Origin of the sequence: Nonomuraea sp. NPDC000554, from assembly GCF_040300065.1 — a bacterium.
Taxonomy (GTDB): Bacteria; Actinomycetota; Actinomycetes; order Streptosporangiales; family Streptosporangiaceae; genus Nonomuraea.
This window is the reverse complement of sequence record NZ_JBEPDC010000006.1, coordinates 326,170-344,036: the sequence shown is the minus strand read 5'-3', so window position 1 is coordinate 344,036 and position 17,867 is coordinate 326,170. Positions and strand designations below refer to the sequence as shown.

11 protein-coding genes, 1 tRNA gene and 1 pseudogene are annotated in these 17,867 nt (G+C 73.4%); 6 read left to right on the top strand and 7 right to left on the bottom strand.

Going from position 1 to position 17,867, the window contains the following annotated elements; translation table 11 throughout:
* Positions 1 to 26: 26 nt before the first annotated feature.
* The gene (locus ABT294_RS14925) at positions 27 to 1,361 is read right to left on the bottom strand and encodes an MFS transporter (RefSeq protein ID WP_350806086.1); all 1,335 of its coding nucleotides are present in this window, start codon (positions 1,359 to 1,361) and stop codon (positions 27 to 29) included.
* A 126-nt stretch (positions 1,362 to 1,487) separates the two neighbouring features.
* Between ABT294_RS14925 and ABT294_RS14920 the strand changes: the two are divergent.
* Positions 1,488 to 2,036, top strand: a pseudogene (locus tag ABT294_RS14920) (AraC family transcriptional regulator); the annotation flags it as partial.
* A 62-nt stretch (positions 2,037 to 2,098) separates the two neighbouring features.
* Positions 2,099 to 2,560: a helix-turn-helix transcriptional regulator gene (locus ABT294_RS14915; RefSeq protein ID WP_350806085.1), complete on the top strand. Its 462-nt coding sequence runs from the start codon at positions 2,099 to 2,101 to the stop codon at positions 2,558 to 2,560.
* Between the two features lie 39 nt (positions 2,561 to 2,599).
* Here the strand turns inward: ABT294_RS14915 and ABT294_RS14910 are convergent, their stop codons facing one another.
* A complete protein-coding gene (locus tag ABT294_RS14910; protein ID WP_350806084.1) occupies positions 2,600 to 6,055 on the bottom strand; it encodes an indolepyruvate ferredoxin oxidoreductase family protein in 3,456 nt (1,151 codons plus the stop codon).
* 160 nt (positions 6,056 to 6,215) lie between these two features.
* Here ABT294_RS14910 and ABT294_RS14905 point away from each other — a divergent pair, with 160 nt between their 5' ends.
* The 3 genes from ABT294_RS14905 to ABT294_RS14895 all read left to right on the top strand — a co-directional run bounded on the left by ABT294_RS14905 (position 6,216) and on the right by ABT294_RS14895 (position 11,295).
* A complete protein-coding gene (locus ABT294_RS14905) occupies positions 6,216 to 6,707 on the top strand; it encodes an Lrp/AsnC family transcriptional regulator (RefSeq protein ID WP_350806083.1) in 492 nt (163 codons plus the stop codon).
* Between the two features lie 89 nt (positions 6,708 to 6,796).
* Positions 6,797 to 9,106 (top strand): M28 family peptidase, encoded by a 2,310-nt coding sequence (locus ABT294_RS14900; RefSeq protein ID WP_350806082.1) that lies wholly within the window; start codon positions 6,797 to 6,799, stop codon positions 9,104 to 9,106.
* A gap of 428 nt (positions 9,107 to 9,534) precedes the next feature.
* Positions 9,535 to 11,295 (top strand): bifunctional metallophosphatase/5'-nucleotidase, encoded by a 1,761-nt coding sequence (locus ABT294_RS14895; RefSeq protein WP_350806081.1) that lies wholly within the window; start codon positions 9,535 to 9,537, stop codon positions 11,293 to 11,295.
* Positions 11,296 to 11,354: 59 nt separating this feature from the next.
* Here the strand turns inward: ABT294_RS14895 and ABT294_RS14890 are convergent, their stop codons facing one another.
* The 5 genes from ABT294_RS14890 to ABT294_RS14870 all read right to left on the bottom strand — a co-directional run bounded on the left by ABT294_RS14890 (position 11,355) and on the right by ABT294_RS14870 (position 16,769).
* The gene (locus ABT294_RS14890; RefSeq protein WP_350806079.1) at positions 11,355 to 11,957 is read right to left on the bottom strand and encodes a hypothetical protein; all 603 of its coding nucleotides are present in this window, start codon (positions 11,955 to 11,957) and stop codon (positions 11,355 to 11,357) included.
* A gap of 118 nt (positions 11,958 to 12,075) precedes the next feature.
* Positions 12,076 to 13,008: a MerR family transcriptional regulator gene (locus ABT294_RS14885; protein ID WP_350806078.1), complete on the bottom strand. Its 933-nt coding sequence runs from the start codon at positions 13,006 to 13,008 to the stop codon at positions 12,076 to 12,078.
* A gap of 193 nt (positions 13,009 to 13,201) precedes the next feature.
* On the bottom strand, positions 13,202 to 15,298 hold the full coding sequence (gene selB, locus ABT294_RS14880; RefSeq protein WP_350806077.1) for a selenocysteine-specific translation elongation factor: 2,097 nt from the start codon (positions 15,296 to 15,298) through the stop codon (positions 13,202 to 13,204).
* Positions 15,299 to 15,371: 73 nt separating this feature from the next.
* Complete coding sequence (selA, locus tag ABT294_RS14875) at positions 15,372 to 16,664, bottom strand: L-seryl-tRNA(Sec) selenium transferase (protein ID WP_350806076.1); 1,293 nt, start codon at positions 16,662 to 16,664, stop codon at positions 15,372 to 15,374.
* A gap of 12 nt (positions 16,665 to 16,676) precedes the next feature.
* Positions 16,677 to 16,769, bottom strand: a tRNA-Sec gene (locus ABT294_RS14870).
* 78 nt (positions 16,770 to 16,847) lie between these two features.
* Between ABT294_RS14870 and selD the strand changes: the two genes are divergently transcribed.
* Positions 16,848 to 17,861 carry a selenide, water dikinase SelD gene (gene selD, locus ABT294_RS14865; RefSeq protein WP_502912045.1) on the top strand — a complete coding sequence of 338 codons (1,014 nt, stop codon included), beginning with the start codon at positions 16,848 to 16,850 and terminating at the stop codon, positions 17,859 to 17,861.
* Positions 17,862 to 17,867 lie beyond the last annotated feature (6 nt).

Sequence of the window (17,867 nt, the reverse complement as noted above, 5' to 3'; positions counted from 1 at the left end):
CTCCATTCCTCTCGATGTGGACGTGGTCACCGCGACGCGGCAGCGGCGACGTTCGCAAGGTCCCTCTCGTAGGTCCGGGAGGCCAGCCAGAGCGCGACCGCACCGCCGACGCAGAACAGCGGCATCACGCCGAGCGCGGTCCGCAGGCCGAACGCGTCGGAGAGCCACCCGGTCAGGACCGGGCCGACGGCCAGGCCGAACAGGTTCTGGACGAGGACCACCATGCCGATCGCGGTAGCCCGTAACGAGGGTGGCACCACGTCGACCACCACGGCCGGGGCGGTTCCGAGGGCCGCGGCGAGCGGGAATCCCGCGGCCAGGACGAGCCCGAACTGGAGGCCGCCGGGGGCCAGCGCGCCGAACGCGGTGCACAGCAGCGCGGCGGTCACCAGGGCCAGCCCCGTCGGCACGAGCAGCCTGCGCCTCGGACGCGTCGCCGCCCACCGGTCGGCCAGGTAGCCGGACGCGATCGCCCCGAAGAACCCGGCGAGGATGACCAGCGCGGCCTTCGCGCCGGCCTTGTCTGCGGTCAGCCCGTAGGCCCGGCCCAGGTAGGCGGGCAGCCAGGTGTAGACCGTGGACAGCACCATCAGGTTCAGCGCCCCACCGAGGTAGCACCATGTCGCCGTCCGCGTCCGGGACAGCTCCCGCAGGGTCGCCCGAAGACCGATGCCGCCGGCCTGTGCCGCCGGGGGTGCGGCGGTCCGGTCGGCGCCGGCCGCCACGGCGGGCGTCCGGTAGTCGCGGACTCTGCGGAACACCAGGGCCAGAAGCAGCCCGGGCACGCCGAAGGCGCCCAGAGTCACCCGCCAGCCCCAGTGCACGGTCATCACGCCGCCGAGCAGGACGCCCAGGACCGCGCCGAGCGGGCCGGCCGCCTGGAAGGCGCTCATGACGGTCGCGCGCAGCCGCTGGGGAAAGTAGCCGGCCAGCAGGGCCCCGCCGGCCGGTCCGTAGCCCGCCTCACCCGTGCCGAGCAGCGCGCGCGACGCGAGCAGTTGGGCGTAGTTGCCCGAGAGGGCGCACCCGATCGTGGCGATGCTCCACAGCCCGCCCATCGCCGCGACGGACTTCACCCGGCCCCAGCGGTCCGCGAGCCGCGCGGCGGGCAGGGCGCACACCGCGATCGTGATCGAGACCACCGACATCAGCGCACCGAGCGCGGTGTCCGACAGCCCCCACTCCTTCTTCAGGTAGGGGAACGTCGAGACGATGATCTGCCGGTCGATGTAGTCGGTGAGGGCCAGCGCGAACACCATCGCGAACACGCCCCAGGCGTAGCGCCGGGAGACGAGGTGAGCGGCCGATCCGGAGGCGTCCAGCACAAGGGGTTGCTTACGGTTCCACGACAGCACGCTCACAGGCGGACTCCTTGCTCTCACCCGCCGTTCAGGACGGGTTAAGGCAGCTTAAGAAGCCGCGCACAAGATTGCTTGACCGCATGTGGCGGAATACTTAGCATCTTGTGGCACGTGGAGGCCGCCATCATGAGACCGCTGGTCCGCAACGCCGCATTGAACGGCTACCTCGAACTCACCCGTGCCCTGGCCGTCGACCCGATGCCGCTGCTGCGGTCGGTCGGCCTCGACGCCGCCGACCTCGCCGTCCACCACAAGTGGGTCCCCGCCGACGCCGTCGCTCGGCTCCTGGAGCTCTCGGCCGCGGCGACTGGCCGGGAGGACTTCGGTCTCAGGCTCGCCGAGGGCCGGCGCTTCTCCAACCTGGGCCCGGTCAGCCTCGCCGCCCGCGACGAGCCTGACGTGCGCAGCGCCCTAACAGTGATCATGCGCCATCTGCACCTGCACAACGAGGCGCTGCGCAGCCGCATATCCGAGAGCAACGGCCTCGCGACGATCAGGATGGACGTCGTCGCAGGTCTGTCCGCCGGGCACCGCCAGACCATCGAGCTGATCGTCGGTGCGCTCCACCGCATCGTCCGCGATCTCGCCGGCAACCGCTGGAAGCCCCTCACCGTCTGCTTCACCCACGACCCGCCGGCCGACCTTGCCACGCATCACCGCGTACTCGGCCCCTCAGTCCGTTTCGGCGAGGACCTCAACGGCATCATCCTGTACGCCGCCGACCTCGACTCCCCAACATGCTGTCGGACCCTCTGCTCAGGCCCTACGCGAGGCAGTACCTCGAAGCGATCGCCTCCCCCCGGCCCACGGCCGACGTCGACCGTGTCCGGGACCTCATCGAGGCGCTGCTCCCGACCGGACGCTGCTCGCTCCAGCAGGTCGCGCACAGCCTGGGCGTCGACCGCAAGACCGTGCACCGGCACCTCGCCACAGCCGGCGAGACGTTCTCGTCGGTCCTCGGCGCCACACGCCGACAACTCGCCCAGCGGTACGTCGGACACCAGAACCGCCCCCTCACCCAGGTCGCGGAGTTGCTCGGCTTCTCGACGCTCAGCACCTTCTCCCGATGGTTCCGCAACGAGTTCGGCTCCAGCGCCCGAGCATGGCGGGCCGCACACCACCGCGACCAGGTCCGCACACGCGCAGCACCCGCCCCCGATGACCCGGCCGGCCCGCATCCGTCGACCACTCCGCCATGACCTGTGGTGTGTTTCATCGCGTCGTCGGGAGTCCGGTCATCAAGACACGGGTGCTCCACCCCGAGCCGCTCGGCCAACGGCGGGCTCGTCCAGGCGTGCGAGCGCGGCGGCGGCGCGCTCGCGGAACTCGGCGACGCGGGCGAGCTTGATGTCCTCGTAGCCGCGCACCAGGTCGGGCAGGGCCGCGATGGCGGTGACGTCGTCGGCGGTGGCGGGGGTGAGCCGGGTCAGGGCGTCACGCACGAGGGCGCGGTACTCGCCCACGAGTTCCCGCTCGACCTTGCGCACCCTGGCGTAGCCGAACACGTCGAGCGCGGTGCCGCGCAGGCCGCGGGCCGCGCGCAGCCCGCGGAACAGCACCCCAGCCGAGCGGCGCAGCCGGATCTTGCGCTTCATGCCCAGGGCCCGCAGCAGCGGCGGGTGCAGCAGCACCGAGACGACGGCGTCCTGGCCGAACTCGTGCTCGCGCCTGGTCTGCTCCTCCGGGTCGAGGTGCAGCCGGGCGACCTCGTACTCGTCCTTGTAGGCCATGAGCTTGTGCAGGCCGCGGGCGTAGGCGAGCGCGACGTCCGCGCCGGCCTCCTCCCCCGCGCGCTCGGCCGCGACGGCGGCCACGTGGCGCACCTCCTCGGCGTACGAGCGGGCGTAGGCCGCGTTCTGGTAGCCGGTGAGGTCGGCGATCCGGACGGCGAGCACCTCCTCCAGCGTGCCGCCTCCGATGCGCGGGGCAGGAGGGGCCACGGCGCGCAGCACGGCGTCGCGGTCCAGGACGGCGGCGCGGCCCCAGCGGAAGGCGGCCAGGTTCTGCTCGACGGCCGCCTTGTTGAGCCGGATGGCCCGCTCGATGGCGTCTGCCGAGATCGGGACGCAGCCGTGCTGGTAGGCCGCGCCGACGAGCAGCATGTTCGCGGCCATGTGGTCGGCGAACAGGGCTTCGGCCAGGCCCTGCGCGTCGAGGTAGACGTTGTCGTCCGCTCTGGTGGCCGACTCGACGCGGACGATCGCGTCGGCGGGCGAGCCGGGCATGGCGGCGCGGCCGGTCACCATGGCGGCGGTGGGCACGACGGCGGTGTTGACCACGGCGACCGTGCGTTCCGGCGAGGCGACGGCGAGGTTGCCGTCCGCGGCGACGCCGAGCAGGTCGAAGCCGATCAGCACGTCGGCGGTGCCGTGCGAGGCGCGCACCGAGCCGCCGACCGGGCTGGGGGCGATGCGGACGTCGCTGACGACGGGCCCGCCCTTCTGGGCCAGCCCGGTCTGCTCCAGCCCGGCCGCGTGCAGGCCGTCGAGGTGGGCCGCCATCTGCAGGATCTGCGAGACGGTGACGACGCCGGTGCCGCCGATGCCGGGCATCCGCATCAGCACCTCCCTGCCGGGGAACCTGGCGACGGGGTCGGTGAGCGTCACCGGCAGCGCCGGAACCGGCCTGGCTCGCCGCTGTCCCGGCTCGACCAGCAGGAACGAGGGGCAGTCGCCCTTGAGGCAGCTCAGGTCGGAGTTGCAGGACGGCTGGTGGATGCGGGTCTTGCGGCCGAACTCGGTCTCGACCGGTTGCACCGACAGGCACGTGGAGACGTCCCCGCAGTCGCCGCAGCCCTCGCAGACCCGCTCGTTGACCACGACCTTCTGCACCGGTGTGGGCAGCTTGCCGCGCTTGCGCAGCCGCCGTTCCTCGGCGGCGCACCGGTCGTCGTGGATCAGCACGGTGACCCCGTCGAGCGTGGCCAGTTCCTTCTCGGCGACGGGGAGGTCGTCGCGGTGCCGCACGGTGGCGATCGGCGCGAGCTGGACGCCCCGGTAGGTCTCCGGCTCGGGCGTGGTGATCACGATGCGGCGTACCCCTTCGACGGCCAGCGCGTGCGTCAGCGCGGGGACGTCGAGGCGGCCCTCGGCCCGCTGGCCGCCGGTCATCGCCACGGCGTCGTTGTAGAGCAGCTTGTAGGTGATCGACACGCCGGCGGCGACGGCCGCGCGGATGGCCAGGGACCCGGAGTGGTGGAAGGTGCCGTCGCCGAGGTTCTGCACGAAGTGCGGGTCGCCGGTGAAGGGGGCCAGGCCGATCCACTGGGCGCCCTCGCCGCCCATCTGGGTGATGCCGACCTGGGTGCCGCGCCCGTTGCCGTCCAGGGCGATCATGGCGTGGCAGCCGATGCCGACGCCGACCAGCGTGCTGTCGTCGGTGCGGGTGGAGGCGTTGTGCGGGCAGCCCGAGCAGAAGTACGGCGTGCGCGCGGCGACCAGCGGGAGCATCCGGCGCCCCGGCTTGTTCGCCGGCTTGGCGGACGACAGGTGGACGGGCTGCCGGGGCAGCCTGTCGGGGCCGAGGCAGGTGGCGAGCGCCTTGGCGACGTCCTCGGCGCCGAGGGTGCCGCGCGCGGTGAGCAGGTCCCTGCCGACCACGGCGGGGGTGCGCTCGCCGCCGTAGAGCGCCTGCTTGAGCTGGCCCTCCAGGAACGGCACCTTGTCCTCCACGACGAGCACCCGGTCCAGGTCCGCGGTCATGGCGGCCAGGTCGTCGTGCGCGAGGGGGAACGGCATGGCGAGCCTGATGAGCCTGAGCCCGAGCGCGTCCATGGCCGCCTCGTCCAGGCCGAGGTCCGCCAGCGCGCGCCGGACCACCGCGTACGTCGTGCCCGAGGCGAGGACGCCGAGGCTCGCCCGCGGGGAGTCGGCCATCACCCGGTTCAGCCGGTGCGCGCGGGCGTAGGCGCGCGCCAGGTCGAGCCTGCGGGTCAGCATGTCGTGCTCGGCGTCCAGCGAGGCCGGGCCGACCAGGGTGGGGGACGCGCCGCGGTCGGCGTGGTCCGGCGCCGGGACGCCGTCGCGCAGCGGGCCGAGGTCGACGGTGGCGGAGGCGTCCGCGATGTCGGCGACGATCTTCAGGCCGGTCCACAGGCCGGTGGCGCGTGACAGGGCCACCGCGTGCAGCCCGAACTCGATGATCTCCCCCACCGAGCCGGGCGCGAGCAGCGGCATGGACAGGCTCTGGCACATCGGCTCGCACGAGCTGGGCACGGTCGAGGACTTGCTGCCGGGGTCGTCGCCGATCCAGGCCACGGCGCCGCCGAGGGCCGCGGTGCCCGCCACGTTGCCGTGCCGGACGGCGTCGGCGGCCCGGTCCAGGCCCGGGTTCTTGCCGTACCAGAAGCCCGTCACCCCGTCGTGCCGCCGGCCGGGGACCTGGCCGAGCAGCTGCGTCCCGGCCACCGCGGTGGCGGCGAGCTCCTCGTTCAGTCCCGGCTGGAACACCACGCCCGCCGGGTCGAGGAACCGCGCGGCCCGCCCCATCTCCAGGTCGACCCCGCCCAGCGGCGAGCCTTGGTAGCCGGAGACGAAGACCCGCGTGTTCAGGCCGCGTTCCTGGTCGAGGCGGCGCTGCTCCAGCGTCAGGCGGACCAGGGCCTGGATGCCCGAGATCAGCACCTTGCCGCTGGTGGCCGTGTACTTGTCGTCGAGCGACACGGTGGTCGTCACAGTGGCGGGAGTCACGCTCACGCGAACCTCCTGGCTTCCTCGTGCGTGGGGGAATCCAAGCACAGCAACGGGACCAGTGGGTGCGCAAGTATCGACCGAGAAAGCTGCAAAAAGACGCAAACATTTGTACTTAGCAAGCCTACTGGCTTATGTTCTTTGCGTCGAAAGAGGTGAATCTCACATGCCGGACATTGACGACATCGACCACCAGGTGCTGCGCCTCCTGCGCGAGGACGGGCGCCGGACCTTCTCCGAGATGGCGGACCGCATCGGGCTGTCGGTGGCCGCCGTCAAGCGGCGCGTGGACCGGCTCAGGGACATCGGCGTGATCACCGGCTTCTCGGTGCAGATCGACTACGCCAAGCTCGGCTGGGGCATCGAGGCGTTCACCGAGCTGCGCTACCCCGGCACGACGCCCGTCAGCGAGATCGTCCGCACCGCGACGGACGTGGCCGAGGTGCAGGCCGTCTACACCATCGCGGGCGACCCGGACGCGCTCATCCACGTCCGCGTCCGCGACCTCGGCCACCTCCAGCAGGTCATCGACCGGCTGCGCCGCGCCGGCGACGTCACCGGCACCAAGACGCTGCTGGTGCTCGGCTCGTGGACCCGCGACGCGATCGCCGCACAGGCGGCCGACGACCATGACCTCCGGGCGGACGCGAAGCCCTGACCCGCGGACGCGCCTGCGGAAAACCGCAGGAGCGTCCGGGTGCGCGCACCATTCCGGCGGCCGGGCGGCCGGACCTAGCGTTCCCCGTCATGACGGGAAAGTTGTTGGACCTCCCGCGCCGAACACTGGCGGGGATCTCGGCCCTGCTCGCGCTGGCCGCGGTGATCGTGCTGACCGCCATGACGGACAGCACCATGCAGCCGCTCCCGGCCTCGGCGCCGAGCCAGGAGTTCAGTGCCGGGCGGGCCCTGGCCCACCTGGAGAAGTTCGCCGCCGAACCGCGCCCGATCGGCAGCCCGGCGCATGACCGAGCCCGGGCCTACCTGGCCGGGCAGCTGCGCGCGGCAGGGCTCAGAGTGGAGATCCAGCGTTCCACCGGGGCCTGGTCGGCGGCGGGGCTCGCGACGTTCGGCCAGGTGAACAACGTCGTGGCCACCCTGCCCGGCACGGACTCGACGGGCACGGTGCTGATCGCCGCCCACTACGACTCCGCGTCCATGGGGCCTGGGGCTTCCGACGACGGCGCCGCGGTGGCCGCGATGGTGGAGACGGCACGCGCGCTGCGGGCGGGCGCGAGCCTGCGCAACGACGTGGTGCTGCTGATGTCGGACGGCGAGGAGGACGGCGTGCTCGGCGCCGGGGCGTTCGCCAGGGAACACCCGCTGGGCCGGAAGGGTGGCGTGCTGCTGAACTGGGAGGCCCGCGGCGTCGGCGGACCCTCGCTGATGTTCCAGACCTCCAGGAACAACGCCGGGCTGGTCGAGACGTTCGTCAACGCCGTGCCGCATCCGCGCGGCGACTCCTCGATGGGCGAGCTGTACCGGCTGCTGCCGAACAACACCGACTTCACCCCGCTGACCAGCGCCGGGTTCACCGGCATGAACTTCGCCTACATCGAGGGGTCCTCGCACTACCACACCGCCGGCGACTCCATCGCCAACCTCGATCGCGGCAGCCTGCAACACCACGGCACGAACATGCTGGCGCTGGCCCGCGCCCTGGGCGACGCCGACCTGCCCGCGCTGACGTCCGACCACGACGCCACCTATTTCCGGATCTTCGGGACCATGGTCACGTATCCGGGCGCGCTCGTCTGGCCGCTGGCGGCGCTCGCCGTGCTCGCGGTGGCGGGGCTGGCGCTGCTCGCGCGCCGGATGCGACTGACCAGCCTGCCCCGGCTGCTCGCCGGCGCCGGATCGGCCGTCGTGCCGCTGGCGGTGTCGGCGGTCCTGGCTCAGGGACTGTGGGAGCTGCTGGTGGCGTGGCGGCCCGCGTACGACGGGATGGGCGGGCTGCTCCATCGCCCGCAAGGGTTCCAGGCGGCCATCGCGGCCATGTCCGGGCTGGCGCTGCTGGCGTGGTACCTGCCGCTGCGCCGAAGGCTCGGGCCCGCGGCGCTGGCCATCGGCGCGCTGGTGTGGCCGGCCGGGCTCGGCGTGCTGTGCGCCCAGGTCGCGCCCGGGGTGTCCTACGTGGTCACCCTGCCCGCGCTGCTCTGCGCGCTCGGCGGGCTGGCCGCGCTCCTGCTCCCCGGTCCTGCCTGGGGGCGGGTCGCCGCGGCGACGCTGGGCACGGTCCTGGCCGCGGCGCTGCTGCCCGCCCTGGCCAGGAACGCGTTCGACGGGATGGGGCTCGCGCTCGGCGGGGCGAGCGCGCTGCTGCTGGCGCTCTTCGGGCTGACGGCGCTGCCGGTCGTGGAGCTCGTCCTGCCCGAGCCGGGCCGCCGTACCGTGGTGGCGGCGCCCTTGACGGCCGCCGGGCTCGCGGTCGCGCTGGTCGGCTACGGGCTCGTGGTGGACAGGTTCGACGCCGAGCATCCGCGGCGCACGCACCTGGCGTACGTCCTGGACGCCGACACCGGGACGGCCCAGTGGGTCAGCGCCGACGCCGACCCCGGCGAGTGGACCAGGCGGTACGTGTCCGGCCACGACGTCGCGGCGCTGCCCGCGGGTTACGCGCGCGGCACGCTGTGGACCGGCGCCGCGCCCGCGATCAGGGCCGACGGCCCCCGGGTGTCCGTGCTGGCGCGCGGCGGCGACACGATCAGGCTGCGCGTGACCGCCGGGCGGGGTGCGCGCTCGGTGACGCTGCGGGTCGATCGGCCGATCGCCGAGGCTACGGCGTCCGCCGGCGGGGCCGGCTCGGCGACCCTCCGCGTCACGGGGACGCGGGTCAACACCTGGCCCGCCGAGGTCCGCTTCCGCGGGATTCCCGCCGGGGGAGCGCAGATCACGCTGCGCGTGCCGGGCGCGGACCGGATCCGCCTCACCGCGATCGGCGAGACGGACGGCCTGGGCGCGGTGCCTGGCTTCGTCCCCAGACCGCCGGGCCTGGTGGCGGCCACCCGCGAGGACGGCGACCTCGTCGCGGTCACGCGGACCTACACCCTGGACCTCTGACACCGTCCCGTTCGGTGACGGCGGCCGCCGGACCTCAGGGGGTCAGACTCGGGCACTCTCCGCGCGCCCGTGCGCGGTTTTGCTCGACGGCGGGGACTTTACGAATGTTTTGCGCACTGGCAGGGTGATCAGCACCACACGCCCGCCCGCGCCCGAAGGAGGTGAGCCCGCTGCGCCGCCCCGCCTCCCAGCCGCCTCGGCGCGTTCGGCGGCTCCCTCGCCTCCGGCCCGCTGACCGGGCACTTCGCGGCGGGACGCGCCACCACCGGCAGGCCGCCCCCGCGGCTCCCGGCCGGATCCGCGCTCGCTTCGCCGCCGCTCGTTCTCCTCCCCGTCATGTAGCGGCGGCTCAACGCCGGTGTCGCCGTCACCGGCCCGAAAGGCCGACCCCCCATGATTACGGCAAATATCACCAAAGGGAGTTTTTCGTGCGTTTCCCCCTCCGTAGCGCTCTCACCGTCACGGCATGCGTGGCCGCCGCGACGTTAGGCGCGGTACCGGCTGACGCCGCGCCGGGCCCCGTGGACGTCCAGCTGCTCTCCATCACCGACTTCCACGGCTACATCACGCCCCAGAACGACGCCGCCAACGGCACGATCAAGGACCCGCAGGGCAACACGCTCGTCGTGGGCGGCGCGCCCTACCTCGCCACCCACCTGAACAACCTCAGGGCCGGTCACCGCTACACCATCACCTTCTCCGCCGGTGACAACTTCAGCGGCTGGCCCAGCGAGGTCGCCTACCACGCCGACGAGCCGACCATCGAGTTCATGAACCGCGCCGGGATCGACTTCACCACGGTCGGCAACCACGAGCTCGACCGGTCGCTGGAGTTCCTGCGCGACCACATGGGCAAGGGCGAGTGCTTCGGCGAGGTCGGCGTCGACAGCTGCTTCACCGACTCCAGCGGGAAGCGGTTCAAGGGCGCCGACTTCGCGATCTCGACGGCGAACATCACCCGCAAGGGCTCCACCAGCCCGCTGCTTCCGCCGTACGTCATCAAGAGGTTCAACGGTGTGCCGGTCGGGTTCATCAACCTGACGACGCCGACCACCGTCGAGGGCTCGACCTCGTACCAGCCGTCGCTGGACAACCTGGCGCTCGTGGAGACCGCCAACCGCTACGCCGCCGAGCTCAAGCGCAAGGGCGTGCAGGCCATCGTCGCCAACGTGCACGAGGGCGGGACGGCGGGCGACGTCTACGACCGGTGCACCGATCCGCGAGGTCCCGTCATCGACTTCGCGAAGCAGGCGACGCCGGACATCGACGTGATCGTGTCCGGCCACTGGCACGCGTACTTCAACTGCTCGATTCCCGACCCCGAGGGGAACCCGCGGCCCGTCGTCGAGGCCGGTTACCACGGCAAGCTGATCAACGAGATCAACCTGAAGATCGACCGGAGCACCCGCGAGGTGATCAGGTCGGCCACCACGTCGGTGAACCACCCCGTCACCCGGGACGTCGCCCCCGACGCGGACATGGTCAAGCTGGTCGACTACTGGAAGGCCAAGGGCGCCGAGACCGCCGCGCGGCCGGTCGGCACGATCACGGGCGACCTGACCAGGACGCGCGACGCCGACGGCGAGAGCACGCTGGGCAACATGATTGCCGACGTGGAGTACGCCGACTCTCAGCGCACCCCCGGCGGCGGCGCCGACCTGGCGATGGTCGCCGTGGCGCCGGCGAAGGGCTCCAACTCGCTGCGGGGTGACCTGAAGTTCGCCAAGAGCACCAACCCGGGCGACTCCGACGGCGCCGTGCTGTTCGGCGAGGCGTGGAACACGTGGGGCTACGCCAACCCCGTGCTCACCGTCACGGTCAAGGGCAGCCAGCTCGAGCGGGCGCTCGAGGAGCAGTGGCAGACCCAGCCCAACGGATCCGTCAAGTTCGCTCCGCTGGCTGTGTCCAAGAACGTGAAGTTCTCCTACGACGCCGGCAAGCCCGTCGGTGACCGGATCAAGCCGGAGCAGGTGCTGATCAACGGCCAGCCGCTCGACACCGGCAAGACCTACCGGCTCGCCGCCCTGGCCTACACGCTGATCGGCGGCGACGGCTACACCGCCTTCGCCGGATTCACCGACGCCGTCCGGGGCAACCGCGACTACGAGGCGTTCCGCGAGTATCTGCGCCAGGGCCCGGTGACGCCGCCGGCGCTCGACCGCGCCACGGCGCTTCCCGCCGCCCAGTAGGACGCGCGTGGATCCCCCTCTCCCCAGGAGGGGGATCCATCACGTGACAGCCGTCAGGCTCAGCAGCCGCCGATCGCGCAGAGCTTGCCGGCCATCTTCTTCGCGTCGGCCTCGTGCTCGGCGAGGGTCCTGAGGGCCTTGGTGTCGTTGTGCAGGTCCCAGTAGAGCGCCACAGCGGCGCCCTTGCGCACGGCGACGTACTGCTGGGTCTGCGGGTGCTGGATCTTGGTCCGCTTGCTGGCCCGCGAACCGCTGACCGCCTCGTCGCCGATCTTCGGCGCGCCGGCCCTGACCGTCTTGCCGCACGCGGCCAAGCGCTTGCGGAACTGGTCCATCAACTTCCGCGCGCCGCTCGCGTCGGCGAACAGGAAGACCTGCTCGCCGCGCTCGGCGGTGGTGGCCTCCACGCCGTCGTTCTTCAGGTTGTACGTGATCTCCCGCGCGGCGGCCCAGCCCTTCGGGGACCCCTTCGTGCACGCGATGTCGCCCATCACCGTGATCTCGTCGTTGACCTGCCAGTGCGCGTGCTTGGTGTCCTTGCGCGCCTCCTCCTCGTAGAGCAGGAAGTTCTTCGTGATCGAAGGCTTCGGCGCGGCCGAGGCCGCCGGGCCGCACAGCAGACCCGCCGCCACCACACCGGCCACCATCATCGTGATCTTCATTGTTCGCATGGAGGGTTGGACACCGCTCAGGAGCGAAAAGTTCGGCTCATCCGACGCCGGGGCTGTCAACGGCGCCCCAAGGCCTTCGGCAGCGCCGGGCAGGGCCTCGACCGGCCCGCTACGCGGGAGTCCGGGCGCGCAGGGCGTGAATGGTCCAGTCGAGCACCGGCGTCAGGCTTTCCGGGGCCCGCCAGCCGTTGATCACGGCGAGCAGGTGGAGGTACCGCTCTCTGCGCGGGTCGTTCACGGTTTCCAGCCGGGTCAGCAGCCGACGCCGGAGGTCGGCGTCGTCGGGGCGGCCTAGGGCGTGCGCGTACTGGGCCGTCACCGCCGCGACGACGGGCTCGGCCTGGGGCGAGGCCGGGTCGACGCCGGCTGCCAGGGCCGGGCGGACCTGGTCGCGGACGGCCGCGACCGGGTCGCGACGCAGGCGCGTGGTGTCGGCGCGGTCGGCCGCGTGCTGCTCGGCCATGCGCCGCATGCCGGCGCGGAAATCCGCGTCCTGGGACAGCTCGGCCAGCTCCACCCACGCCTCGACCTGTTCGGCCTCGGGGTTGTCAGGCAGCTCGGGGGTCATCGACTGCCTGACCGCCGCGCCCTCGGGGATGGCGTCCAGGCCGCCGAAGGCGGTGTCCAGGAAGCCGCCGATCAGCCGTCGGCGTTCGTCCTCTGACAGCTTGGCCAGTTGGTGCATGAGATCCGTCTCCTCAGGGGTGGACCCGCGCCTGGCCACCGCCGTCAACACCGCGCGCCGCAGGCGCAGCGTCCGGATCTGCACCGCCAGCGCGTCGGCGTGCGCCGAGGCGACCTCGGCGAGCGAGATCTCCCGGTCCAGGACCTTCCGGATCGTGGGAAGGTCCAGTCCGAGGTCGCGCAGCGTCCGCACGAGGTCCAGGCGCGCGACGGCGTCGATGTCGTAAAGGCGGTAGCCGGACGGGCTTCTGCCGGTCGGCGGCACGATCCCGCGATCGGAGTAGAACCGGATGGCCTTGACCGTCAGCCCGGTGCGCCGGGCCAGGTCACCGATCGAGTAGAGCGTGTCGCCGTCCATGCCCTAACTCTGGCACCTCCCCCTGGAGGAGACTCAAGCCGGCGATGCGCGGCTCCTGGCGGCGCCTTCCGGCCCGCGCGAACGGCCGGCCGGCCGTGGGCTGTTACCTCTGGAACGAGCGCCCTGGCCTGCCCGGCAGCGGCGCCCGGGTCAGACAGCTCCGCGATCGCGCGGTTCAGCCGGCATGCCGGGCTCAGAGGCAGCGGCGGTGGACCTCGTCCACCCGTTCGGTGTGGCCGCTGCGGTCGAGGTGTTCGAGCAGCGGCACCGCGACCCTCCGGCTGGTGTGCAGGGCGTTCCTGGCCTGGCTGACCGTGAAGGGCTGGGGCAGACGTCGCAGCAGCTCCGCCGCCCGGGCGTCCGCTCCGGGCAGCAGGACGATCCCTTCGGTCACGCGCAGCAGGCTCCCGGCCCGTACGGCTGCCGCCAGTTCTCGGGAGCCCAGGCCCAGCTCGGCCAGTCGCCCGGCCTCCGGCGCCTGGAAGGGGCGTGCGGACAACTCGGCCCGCAGCCGCTCGACCGCCCGCGCCACCGGCGCGGGCAGGCCGGAAGTCCGACTCATGATCCGCCCCCCGGCGAGCGTCAGTGGCGGACGCACCAGCGCGGCCACCAGCTGCCGGTCGGGCAGGCCGAGTTCGTGGCGGGCCGCCTCGATCGGCATACCGGGCTCCAGCGGGTGTTCCGTCGCGTACCGCTGCGCCGTCGCGACCAGCCGCTCGCCCAGCTCCGCCCAGTACTCCGGATCGGCATGCCAGTCGCCGCACACCGGACCCCCACCAACCGTGAACCCGGCGTCTGCGGCATCCCCGGCGGGCGTGCCGACTGCGGCGCCCGGAGGTTGAGTGCTCCCGGCTGGCGTGCCGAGGGTGGCGCCCGGGGGTTGGGTGCTCCCGGCGGGCGTGCCGATCATGGCGGTCAGGGCGGCCGCGCGTAGGAGCCGGTGGATGCGCAGGGCGGAGGCGGCGTCCGGCGCGGCCGTCTCCAGCCGGACGGCGTGCGCTCGCGCAGCGCCCCGACGGTCGAGTACCGGCGGACGCACGTCGAGCACGCACGCCCCGGCCAGCACCCTCACCTCGGCCCGGTCGCGGCCGGGGTCGCGCAGCAGCAGCACGTCCCCCAGGTGGAGCGGCAGCGGGCGGGCCAGGCGCAGCCGTACGATGCGCCCACCGAGCGGCCGGACCTCGCACGCCACCGCCGCCGACCCGATGTGCGCGGTCAACCGCCTGGGCAGCCGCCGCGCTTCGTCCCCTCCCTGCCGCGCCACAAGGCCGGCCCCCTCCTGCCCTCCCGAACCGTACGCCGAGAGGCCGGGATTCCCTTGCCCTCCCGGGGTGCGGCCGGCGCCGGCAGGGGAGAGCCGGACGTCCACCACGTCCGTGTACGTCCATCGGCCCGGGGTGACCAGGGCGTGGCCGCGCTCGGGGCGCCCACGCAGGTTGACCGCGACTCTGGCGACGCCCGTCGCCGAGGCCACCGGTTCGTTCAGCGACTCCAGTGCCCGGACCCGCACGGGCTCGCCGTCGAGTTCGAGCTCGTCGCCCACCGAGATGGTGCCAGCGGGCAGGGTTCCGGTCACGACCGTGCCGCTGCCGGTGACGCTGAAGGCCCGGTCAATCCACAGCCGGACCGGCGTCTCCGGATCGGGCCGGGGCAGCGTGGCGACCAGCCGGTCCAGCGCCTCCCGCAGCTCCGCGAGCCCCTGGCCGGTGCGTCCGCTCACCACCACCGTCTCGACCTCACGCAGTCCGGCGCTGCCACGAGGCGCGTCCAACCCCGCCCCGCCACCGGCCGCCTCCAGGCCGATGCCGCCGTCCGCGGCCAGGGGCGCGGCTCCCAGGCCGGCTGCGGCCAGGCGGGTTCGGGCTTGCTCGGTCGCCGGGGCCGGGTCGGCGAGGTCCGCGCGGGTCACCGCGAGCAGGCAGTGCCGCACGCCGAGGGCCTCCAGTGCCACCAGGTGCTCCTCGGACTGCGGCATCCAGCCCTCGTCGGCCGCCACCACGAACATGACCGCCGGCACGGGGCCGACTCCGGACAGCATGGTGCCGAGAAACCGCTCGTGGCCCGGCACGTCCACGAAGGCGAGGCGCTGTCCTGAGGGCAGCGTCGTCCAGGCGTAGCCCAGCTCGATCGTCAGACCTCGCCGCCGCTCCTCCTCCAGGCGGTCCGGTTCCATCCCGGTGAGCGCCCGCACCAGCGTGGACTTGCCGTGATCGACGTGTCCCGCGGTGGCGACGACGTGCATCAGCCGCTCCCCCTGGCCGGCGCTGCCTGTGGCGGCGTGGGCGGGCATCAGCCGCTCCCCCGACCGGCGCTCGTGCGTACCGGCTGCCCGCTACCGCCGGCGCGGCCCGTGGTGGCGGGCATCAGGCGCGTGCGCCGAGGATCGCGCGGGCTACGTCGCCGTCCCGGTCGGCGGGGACGGTGCGGAGGTCGAGCAGCAGGCGGCCGCGTTCGATCCTGCCGACGACCGGAGGGTCGCCGGTTCGCAGCGGCGCGGCGTACCGTTCTGGCAGGCTCACGGCGGCGCTCGGCAGCGCCACCCCGGGCGCCCCGCCACCCCCCACAGCGGCCTCGCTCGGCACCGCACGCGCGTCGACCCCGGCGTCGGCGAGCCGGGCGGCGAGCACCGCGGCACGGTCGGAGAGCGTCGCGGGGTCGGCGTGCAGCGCCTGGCGGACGGGGACCGCGGGGCCGCGAAGTGTGGCCTCCAGCGCGGCCAGGGTCAGTTTGTCGACGCGCAGCGCACGGGCCAGCGGATGCCGCCTGCACCGCTCGACCAGGTCGCGACGGCCGAGGAGGAGGCCCGCCTGCGGCCCGCCGAGCAGTTTGTCGCCGCTGGCGGTCACGAGGGCCGCCCCGGCCGCCAGCATGGTCGCGGCGTCCGGCTCGGCGGGCAGCAGCGGCTCGCGCGCGAGCAGGCCGGAGCCGATGTCGGCGACGACGGGGACGCCGAGCCCGGACAGCTCCCGCACCTCGGCGGAGCCGGTGAAGCCCTCGATCCGGAAGTTCGACGGGTGCACCTTGAGCACGAATCCGGTCTCCGGCCCCACGGCGTCGGCGTAGTCGCGGTAGGTGGTGCGGTTGGTGGTGCCGACCTCGCGCAGCCGCGCCCCGGTGGAGACGAGCAGCTCGGGGAGGCGGAACCCATCGCCGATCTCCACCAGCTCGCCCCGGCTGATCACGATTTCCCGCCCGCCGGCGAGCACGGTGGCCACCAGGACGAGCGCGGCCGCGTTGTTGTTGACGACGTGCACGTCCTCGGCGGCCGGCACGGCCCGGGCGAGGGCGTCCAGCGCGCTGCGCCCGCGACGGGCGCGGGCGCCGGTGACCAGGTCGAACTCCACGTCGGCGGGGCCGGCCGCGGCGGCCGCCGCCTCGATCGCGGCGCGTGACAGGGGCGCCCGGCCGAGGTTGGTGTGGATCAGCACCCCGGTCGCGTTGATCACCGCACGCAGGCTCGCGGCCTGCGGCGGGAGCTCCGCCACGGCCGCGTCGGCGACGTCCTCGGGGCCGATCTCGCCGCGCCGCGCCCGCTGCTGCGCCCGCGCCACCGCGTCCTTGACGATCGACCGGCCCAGCCGCCCGCCCGCCGCGGCCAGCCGCGGATCGGCGAGGACGGTGTCGGTGCGTGGCACGTGCCTTCGTGGGTCCACCATCCGAAAATAGAACGGAGGCGGACGGGAATCGAACCCGCCAGGCCGAGGACCTCGGCCTCGTCGGTTTTGAAGACCGCGGGGGCCACCAGGCGCCCAGACACCTCCAAGGGGAGGCTACTCACCCGGCGGGTAGGAATCGAAGCGCCACACCCGTTGCCTGAAGGGCCGACGATGACACGCACCATCTCACCGGGACCGGGCGCGCTCCGGCTGACCCAGTACGCGCACGGAGGCGGCTGCGCCTGCAAGATCCCGCCCGGCGAGCTGGAAGCCGTCGTGGCGGAGCTCCACGCCGCCGCCGCCAACGCGCCCCGCACCAGCGGCGAGCTGATCATCGGGCTCGACGACGGGGACGACGCCGCCGTGGTCCGGGTCGACGGCGACCGCGCGGTCGTGGCCACCGCCGACTTCTTCACGCCCGTGGTGGACGACCCCTACGACTGGGGACGCATCGCGGCGGCCAACGCCCTGTCGGACGTCTACGCGGTCGGCGGGGAGCCGCTGGTGGCGGTCAACCTGCTCGGCTGGCCCCGGGAGAGGCTGCCTCTGGACCTCGCGAAGGAGGTGCTGCGCGGCGGCCTGGACGTGGCCCGGTCCGCGGGCTGTCACGTCGCGGGCGGCCACAGCGTCGACGACCCCGAGCCGAAGTACGGCATGGCGGTCACCGGCCTGGCCGATCCCGGACGGCTGCTGCGCATCGGCGGCGGCCGTCCCGGGCTGCCGCTCTCCCTCACCAAGCCGCTCGGCATCGGGGTGCTCAACACCCGGCACAAGGCGACCGGCGAGATGTTCCCCCAGGCGGTCGCCACGATGACCGCGCTGAACCGCGACGCCTCCCGGGCGGCGCTGGCGTCCGGAGCGGGGTGCGCCACGGATGTGACGGGGTTCGGCCTGCTGGGCCACCTCTACAAGCTGGCCCGGGCGAGCGGCGTCACGGCCGTGGTGGACGTGGCGGCCGTGCCGTGCCTGGAGGGCGCCCGCGAGGCGGTGCGCGACGGTTACGTCAGCGGCGGCACCCGCCGCAACCTCGACTGGGTGCGTCCCCGGCTCGACCCCGGCGGCTTCGGCGAGGACGACCTGCTGCTGCTCGCCGACGCCCAGACCTCGGGCGGCCTGCTGGTGGCGGGGGAGGTTCCGGGCGCGCCGATAGTCGGAGAGCTCGTCCCCCTCGACGGCCCGCACCTGCGTCTGCGCTGAACGATC

What these genes read in the sequence shown, in the direction of transcription:
- ABT294_RS14900 (WP_350806082.1), top strand. Translation starts at nt 6,797, where the DNA reads ATGACGGGAAAGTTGTTGGACCTCCCGCGCCGAACACTGGCGGGGATC.
- selB (WP_350806077.1), bottom strand. Translation starts at nt 15,298, where the DNA reads ATGCCCGCCCACGCCGCCACAGGCAGCGCCGGCCAGGGGGAGCGGCTG.
- selA (WP_350806076.1), bottom strand. Translation starts at nt 16,664, where the DNA reads ATGGTGGACCCACGAAGGCACGTGCCACGCACCGACACCGTCCTCGCC.
- ABT294_RS14890 (WP_350806079.1), bottom strand. Translation starts at nt 11,957, where the DNA reads ATGAAGATCACGATGATGGTGGCCGGTGTGGTGGCGGCGGGTCTGCTG.
- ABT294_RS14885 (WP_350806078.1), bottom strand. Translation starts at nt 13,008, where the DNA reads ATGGACGGCGACACGCTCTACTCGATCGGTGACCTGGCCCGGCGCACC.
- ABT294_RS14915 (WP_350806085.1), top strand. Translation starts at nt 2,099, where the DNA reads ATGCTGTCGGACCCTCTGCTCAGGCCCTACGCGAGGCAGTACCTCGAA.
- ABT294_RS14905 (WP_350806083.1), top strand. Translation starts at nt 6,216, where the DNA reads ATGCCGGACATTGACGACATCGACCACCAGGTGCTGCGCCTCCTGCGC.